Origin of the sequence: Flammeovirga aprica JL-4 (assembly GCF_012844305.1) — a bacterium.
GTDB lineage: Bacteria > Bacteroidota > Bacteroidia > Cytophagales > Flammeovirgaceae > Flammeovirga > Flammeovirga aprica.
Window position 1 is genome coordinate 21,293 of sequence record NZ_JABANE010000109.1, and the last position, 6,731, is coordinate 28,023.

At 34.8% G+C, this 6,731-nt stretch carries 7 protein-coding genes; 5 read left to right on the forward strand and 2 right to left on the reverse strand.

What is annotated here, in order from left to right; all coding sequences use genetic code 11:
• Positions 1 to 254: 254 nt before the first annotated feature.
• On the reverse strand, positions 255 to 1,574 hold the full coding sequence (locus HHU12_RS27250) for a dihydrolipoamide acetyltransferase family protein (RefSeq protein WP_169659901.1): 1,320 nt from the start codon (positions 1,572 to 1,574) through the stop codon (positions 255 to 257).
• 293 nt (positions 1,575 to 1,867) lie between these two features.
• On the opposite strand from HHU12_RS27250, the gene HHU12_RS27255 reads away from it, so the two are divergent.
• Positions 1,868 to 2,554, forward strand: coding sequence for a YjjG family noncanonical pyrimidine nucleotidase (locus HHU12_RS27255; protein ID WP_169659902.1), 687 nt, complete (start codon positions 1,868 to 1,870; stop codon positions 2,552 to 2,554).
• 46 nt (positions 2,555 to 2,600) lie between these two features.
• On the opposite strand, the gene HHU12_RS27260 is transcribed toward HHU12_RS27255, so the two are convergent.
• Positions 2,601 to 3,806 (reverse strand): aspartate aminotransferase family protein, encoded by a 1,206-nt coding sequence (locus tag HHU12_RS27260; RefSeq protein WP_169659903.1) that lies wholly within the window; start codon positions 3,804 to 3,806, stop codon positions 2,601 to 2,603.
• Between the two features lie 258 nt (positions 3,807 to 4,064).
• Here HHU12_RS27260 and HHU12_RS27265 point away from each other — a divergent pair, with 258 nt between their 5' ends.
• The 4 genes from HHU12_RS27265 to HHU12_RS27280 all read left to right on the forward strand — a co-directional run bounded on the left by HHU12_RS27265 (position 4,065) and on the right by HHU12_RS27280 (position 6,316).
• Positions 4,065 to 4,235, forward strand: a complete 171-nt coding sequence (locus HHU12_RS27265; RefSeq protein ID WP_169659904.1) for a hypothetical protein — start codon at positions 4,065 to 4,067, stop codon at positions 4,233 to 4,235.
• 265 nt (positions 4,236 to 4,500) lie between these two features.
• Positions 4,501 to 4,704, forward strand: a complete 204-nt coding sequence (locus HHU12_RS27270) for a hypothetical protein (protein WP_169659905.1) — start codon at positions 4,501 to 4,503, stop codon at positions 4,702 to 4,704.
• A gap of 114 nt (positions 4,705 to 4,818) precedes the next feature.
• Entirely contained in the window at positions 4,819 to 5,400 is a 582-nt protein-coding gene (locus HHU12_RS27275) for a Crp/Fnr family transcriptional regulator (protein ID WP_169659906.1), read from the forward strand.
• 67 nt (positions 5,401 to 5,467) lie between these two features.
• Positions 5,468 to 6,316, forward strand: a complete 849-nt coding sequence (locus tag HHU12_RS27280; RefSeq protein WP_169659907.1) for an SDR family oxidoreductase — start codon at positions 5,468 to 5,470, stop codon at positions 6,314 to 6,316.
• Positions 6,317 to 6,731 lie beyond the last annotated feature (415 nt).

The following is a 6,731-nucleotide window of genomic DNA, read 5'->3' on the forward strand; positions in this document are numbered from 1 at the left end:
AGTGTATATAGATTGGTGTTGTTTGTTAGCAGAACTGTAAAAAATGATCTAATTTTTGAAGTATGTGTATTTTTTAAATTAAATAATTATTGATATTGTAATATTAGTCTGTTTAATGATAGTTTAATTATGGATTTCATAAAAGTGTCCGTTTTTGGATACAGCTTTTCAGAGTAGTGTTCATAAATAAAAAAAGAGATGCTTTCTTGATCGAAAACATCTCTTTTGAAAAACTGAAACTTAGAATAATACTACTATACTTCTTGGTTTAGATCCCAGCCTTCCAATATATCTGCAACTTTTCTTACCATCATACCTCCAAGTGCACCATCTACTACACGGTGATCATAAGAGTGAGAGAAGTAAGCAAATTGACGAATACCGATTGTATCACCTTGTGGCGTCTCAATAACAGCAGGTTTCTTTCTGATCGTACCTACAGCCATAATTGCCACTTGCGGTTGAAGAATGATAGGCGTACCGATTGTATTACCAAATGAACCGATGTTAGATACAGTGTAAGTACCACCTTGTAATTCGTCTGGTTTTAATCTATTTTCTCTAGCACGGATCGATAAGTCTTGAATCTTAATCGCCAATCCGCTTAAACTATAGCGGTCTGCATTTTTGATGACAGGAACAATAAGGTTACCATTTGGCATTGCTACGGCCATACCAATATTGATATCCTTTTTCACTACGATATTACTACCATCCACTTGTACGTTGATCATTGGATATTCTTTGATCGCTTTGGCAATCGCAGAGATAATGATCGGCATAAAAGTAAGGTTGGCACCTTCTTTCTTTTTAAAGCTTTCCTTGTGTTTGTTTCTCCAAAGTACAACATTTGTCAAGTCAGCTTCTACACAAGAAGTCACGTGAGGAGCGGTGTGTTTAGAGCTTACCATTCTATCGGCAATCATCTTACGCACTCGGTCCATTTCGATCACTTCATCTCCATTGTCTAAAGCAACTGCTGGAGGAGGCGTAACAGCCTTTGGAGCTGGTGCCGGAGCAGAAGTTTGAGCTACTGGAGCTGGAGTTACTGTTTTTGCAGGAGCAGATTGAGGTACTCCATCTTTAATGAATGACAAGATATCATCTTTAGTCACTCTGCCATCTTTTCCAGTACCTGGAATTGAATCTAAGACTTCTTGAGAAATACCTTCCGTCTTCGCAATATTTCTTACTAATGGAGAATAGAATCTATTTCCACTTTTTGCACTAATTTCAGTTGGAAAAGAAGCTGCTTGATTGATATCAGACATAATTGTCTGTGCCACTTCCTCAACATCTTTTAGGGGTTCTTCAGCAGGAGCATCGTCTCCGCCTTCAGTCTCAACAATAGCTATAGGAGAACCAATCTGAACGACATCGTCTTTCTGAACTAAGATTGATTTGATTACACCTTCCACTGTGGCTGGAACTTCTGTATCTACCTTATCAGTAGCTACTTCCACTACAGACTCATCCAATGTAATTGTGTCTCCTTCTTGTTTTAGCCATTCTAAAACTGTGGCTTCCATAACGCCTTCTCCCATTGCAGGAAGAACCATTTCTACTTGTGCCATATATATTTAGTTGATCTTGTGTCTTTTTTGAAAACAATGATTTTGTGCAAAGGTAATAAAAGTGTAGTTAAAAAATTAGTGTTCAAATAACACTAAAAGAAATTAAATTAGGTCATTTTAAAATTCTATTGTTAAAAATTCTTAGAAAACCCTCAAAATTGTCGTTAAACCAAACATTCTGAAATTCATTTCATAGATTAAAATCATCAAATTATTTAAGATATTTAATCGTAAAGTAGAACAAAACTGCATAATTAATGCTTTATTGAAAGTCTACACCTTAATATATAGCAATGAATAAAGAACAGATCAAACATATATTCTTCGATTTAGATCACACCCTTTGGGATTTTGAAAAGAACTCGGAAGAGACCTTAATCGCATTATTTGAAAAATATGAAATTGGAAAACTGGGTACTTCTGTAGAAGAGTATTTAGTGGCTTACAAAACGACGAATCACGAATTATGGGCCCTTTATAATTTTGATAAAGTCACTAAAGAAGATATCCGATTGAGAAGATTCCCAATGGTATTTGAAAAATTAGGCATTGATGTAAAACACTGCCCACCCAATATCGGTGATGAGTATTTAGAAATTTGTCCTACAAAACCCCATCTAATGGAAGGGACGATACCATTATTAGAAGCATTAAAAGAGAAATATACATTACATATTATCACCAATGGCTTTGATAAAACACAAGCCATCAAGTTATCCTCTACAGGTTTGGGTAAGTATTTTGAGGTAGTCGTGACTTCAGAATCATGCGGAGCCAAAAAGCCATTCCCTGCAATTTTCCAATATGCCTTAGACCAAGCAGGTGCCTCAAAAGAAGAATCAGTGATGATAGGAGATAATCCAGTGACGGATATAAAAGGTGCGAAAGACTTCGGTTTGAAAACGATTTATTTTGGAAACGGTGAATCTGAAGCAGATGTTGAGGTCAGAAAATTAAATGAAATATTGAATCACCTGTAGGGGCCGACCTGCGTGTCTGCCGAACCACCAGAAAACACGTGGTCATTTACGAATAATGCACATCAATTGCTTCCAAAATCGTATCACACGCCTTATGAATTTCTTCATCGGTGATGGTCAATGGAGGAGCAATTCTAAAAGCATACGGAGTAGAAAGGAACCAATACGTAATCACACCTTTTTCAATACAAGTGGTCACGACATTATTGACTAATTCAAAATTCTCCATATCGATGGCAAACATCAAACCCTTTCGACGGATCTCTTTTACCGCAGGGTGTGACTTCAATCGATCTTCAATGATCAGTCCTTTACGATCAACGTCTTCAATGATCTTTTCTTCTTTTAAAATATTAATCACCGCATTAGATGCTGCACAACTAACCGGATGACCACCGAAAGTAGTAATGTGACCTAAGATAGGATCATGCGATAGCACTTTCATTTTTTCAGCAGAAGAAACAAAACAGCCCATGGCCATTCCACCTGCCATTCCTTTCGCGATGGTCAAAATATCAGGGACAACACCAAAGTGTTCGAAGGCAAAGAACTTACCCGTTCTACCAAAGCCTGTTTGAATCTCATCAAAAATCAATTGAGCTCCTACTTCAGTACATCGATCACGAAGGGCTTGCATGTATTCAATATCAGGAATACGAACACCGGCATCCCCTTGGATAGGTTCTACGATCACACCTGCCGTTTTCTCTGTAATATATTGTAAGTCTTCTTTTACATTAAAATTAATAAAGCGAACATCTGGCAGAAGTGGACGAAAAGCATTCTTCTTCACTTCATTTCCAGAAACACTCAATGAACCGTGGGTATTGCCATGGTAAGATCTATTGAAACTCACCAATTCCGTTCTTCCCGTATATCTTTTGGCTAACTTTAATGCCGCTTCATTGGCCTCTGTTCCCGAATTGACAAAATAAGTACTGTTCAACTGATCCGGTAAAACAGACAAAAGGCTTTTGGTCAACTCAATTTGAGGTTTCTGTACCATCTCGCCATATACCATTACAAATAAGTATTTGTCTACTTGTTCTTTAATCGCCTCAATCAATTTTGGATGACCATGCCCCAAGTTGTTGACCGCAATTCCCGAAATCAAGTCCATATACGACTTTCCTTCTTTATCATATAAATAAACACCTTTGGCATAATCTACCTCAATCCCTAATGGATAAGGAGAAGTCTGTGCCTGATGCTCAAAGAATATATCTTTATTCGATTTATTTGAAATATCCATGTAATTCTATTTTTCACAAAGATACACAACAGCGTAAATGCTTGAAACTAAATAGTTCTAAACAGTAAAGGTTTTGAAATTGAGTTGAAAAATGAGAAAAAATTGGTTTGAGCTTTTTGGGATACTTTTTGAACTTTTTCGAAAAATCATAGAAGAGTAAAAGGCGTTTCTATATACTGTGACAACTCTTACAAGTGATTTAGAGAGAGCGAGTTACTACAAATTATTATTGTCTACATAAAAACAAATATACCTATTATGAAAAAGTTTATCTTACCCGCAGTTTTAGCAATGTTTATGTTCTCATGTTCTGAAAGTAACGATATTGAGCCAATTGATCCTAAACCAGAACATCCAATTTATGAGGAAGTAGATCCAGGTTTTGGTGTTCCGCTTCCTGAAAATCCAATTGAAGAAGATAACAATTAATCTTTATAAGAAGATATTTGATATATAACTTAGAAGAGCAATGATAAAGAAATTTATTGTTGCTCTTTTTATATGAATACTTACATTTTTTCTGTTCTCATGTGTTTCAATTTACTTTGGTCTTTTTAAGGAAGTATTTGGTCTTATGATGGAAATCGAGGTAGGCAAAAAGGCGTTTTAATATACTGTAACCACTTACAAATCATTATAAAAGAAAGGGTTACGACAAATTATTATTGTCTACATTTAAAACAAATTTACTATTATGAAAAAGTTTATCCTTCCTGCAGTTTTAGCCTTATTTATGTTCTCATGTTCAGAAAGTAATGATATTGAACCAATAGATCCAGGTTATGATAATCCAAATTATGTTGATCCAGGTTTTGGAAATCCAGGGGAAGTAGATCCAGGTTATGATAATCCAGGAGAAGTTGATCCAGGGTATGATAATCCTTCATCAGGAAATTAATCTGTAACTCAGATATCAAATATATAGCTTAGAAGAGCAATGATAAAGAAATTTATTGTTGCTCTTTTTTTGTGTGAAATTGTTGTTGTACCTTATTTTCATTAAAAATAAGATATGGAACAGTTACTAAAACAATTACAAACTTATACTTCTCTCACTTCATCAGAGCAGAAAACATTAGAACAGGCAATTTTCAAAAGAACTTATGCTAAAGGAGAAATGATTTTTACAGAAGGTAAAATTTCAGATGAAATCTATTTTGTGACCAAGGGTTGTGTAAGGCTGTTTTATAATGTTGATGGAAATGACAAAACCGCTTTCTTTTATACAGAAGGACAGTTTATCTGTGCAGGAGAAAGTTATACTTATAATGTTCCTGCTATAGAAAATTATCAAGCTTTGGAAAATTCTGAAATTTATATTTTTACGAAAGCGAATATTGAAAAACTAATTGATGTCTTTCCAAAACTAGAAATTATAGCCAGGGTGGCAACAGAAAATGAGTTGATTACTTATCAAAAAGTGTTAGCTTCTTTTATTACAAAATCTGCAGAGGAACGCTATCAAGATTTATTGAAAACAAAAGGTGACTTAGTTCAAAGAGTCCCTCAGCAATATATCGCATCTTTTTTAGGTGTGTCACCAGAAACATTGAGCAGAATAAAAGCAAGAATTTATAGAAGGGAGCATTCTTGACGATCGTCAAGAGCATTCATAAAGTGAGGTATTACCTTTGGAATATCACAAAAAAACAATGTAAGTCATGAATGTTTTAGTCGCAGGAGCCACGGGGTATTTGGGTCAATACCTAGTGAAAGAGCTCCAAAATAGAGGCCATAATGTAAGGGTTTTAATCAGAAAAGAACACCAAAAAGAGCTGTTTAATGGAATCGATGACTTTTTTATAGGTGAAGTCACTCAACCTAAATCTCTACAAGGTATTACAGATAATATCGATTGGGTGTTTTCTACTATTGGTATTACTCGTCAGAAAGATGGAATGACGTATATGGATGTAGATTTTCAGGGAAATATGAATTTGCTACATGAAGCGAAACAAACTCAAGTGAAATCCTTTTTATATGTGTCGGCGATTGGAGGAGATCAGCTTCGGTTCTTGAAAATATTTGAAGCCAAAGAGAAATTTGTAGATGCTTTGAAAAATTCTGGTTTGGATTATACCATTATGCGTCCTAATGGATTCTTCTCAGACATGACTGATTTCTTAGAAATGGCCAAAGGTGGAACGGTTTATCTTTTTGGGAATGGAGAATATAAAATCAATCCCATCCATGGAGAAGATTTGGCAAAAGTTTGTGTGGATAAAATCATGACTGATGAAAAAGAAGTACAAGTAGGAGGCCCCGTTCTTTATACTCAAAATGAACTGGCTGAAGTGGCGTTAAAAGCATGGGGTAAGAAAGTGAAAATTATACATCTTCCGGATTGGATTAGAAGAATAATCATCAGCGTTGTAAGAACCTTCACTTCTTCTAAAGTATATGGCCCCATAGAGTTTTTCCTTACATTGATGGCTTTTGATAATATTGCGGATCAATACGGTACACATTATTTAGAAGATTTTTTTCATCAGAAAGTGAAAGAAATTTAATCACACCCACAACTATCATTTTAGATTTTTTTTCAGATCTGCACACTTCAAATAAACCTTTAAAACTACTATCGATTGCACTGTGTTATAATACTGTATTATGAAATAGATATTGTTAAAAATATTCGCATTACAAATAGTTAATAAATTTAAATCGAGTGTAATTATTGTACATGTTGTTAGTTATTGCAGGGTTAACTGCCTATAATTGAATCGTTAATGTCAAAGTCTTTATCTAAAAGCAAATTTTTTTATGAAAACTATTACTAGCAAGATACTTCTTGCCCTTTTTGCGTTTTCTGTATTTAGCTGTGTGCAAACAGAAGAAACGCCTAAAAATCAAAGGTGATGGCTATTTTAGGTTGATCTAGCTACATCCGTTACTAAAATTACCACATTTATAGTAATGTTTTTC

What these genes read in the sequence shown, in the direction of transcription:
- HHU12_RS27250 (WP_169659901.1), bottom strand. Translation starts at nt 1,574, where the DNA reads ATGGCACAAGTAGAAATGGTTCTTCCTGCAATGGGAGAAGGCGTTATG.
- HHU12_RS27255 (WP_169659902.1), top strand. Translation starts at nt 1,868, where the DNA reads ATGAATAAAGAACAGATCAAACATATATTCTTCGATTTAGATCACACC.
- HHU12_RS27260 (WP_169659903.1), bottom strand. Translation starts at nt 3,806, where the DNA reads ATGGATATTTCAAATAAATCGAATAAAGATATATTCTTTGAGCATCAG.
- HHU12_RS27265 (WP_169659904.1), top strand. Translation starts at nt 4,065, where the DNA reads ATGAAAAAGTTTATCTTACCCGCAGTTTTAGCAATGTTTATGTTCTCA.
- HHU12_RS27270 (WP_169659905.1), top strand. Translation starts at nt 4,501, where the DNA reads ATGAAAAAGTTTATCCTTCCTGCAGTTTTAGCCTTATTTATGTTCTCA.
- HHU12_RS27275 (WP_169659906.1), top strand. Translation starts at nt 4,819, where the DNA reads ATGGAACAGTTACTAAAACAATTACAAACTTATACTTCTCTCACTTCA.
- HHU12_RS27280 (WP_169659907.1), top strand. Translation starts at nt 5,468, where the DNA reads ATGAATGTTTTAGTCGCAGGAGCCACGGGGTATTTGGGTCAATACCTA.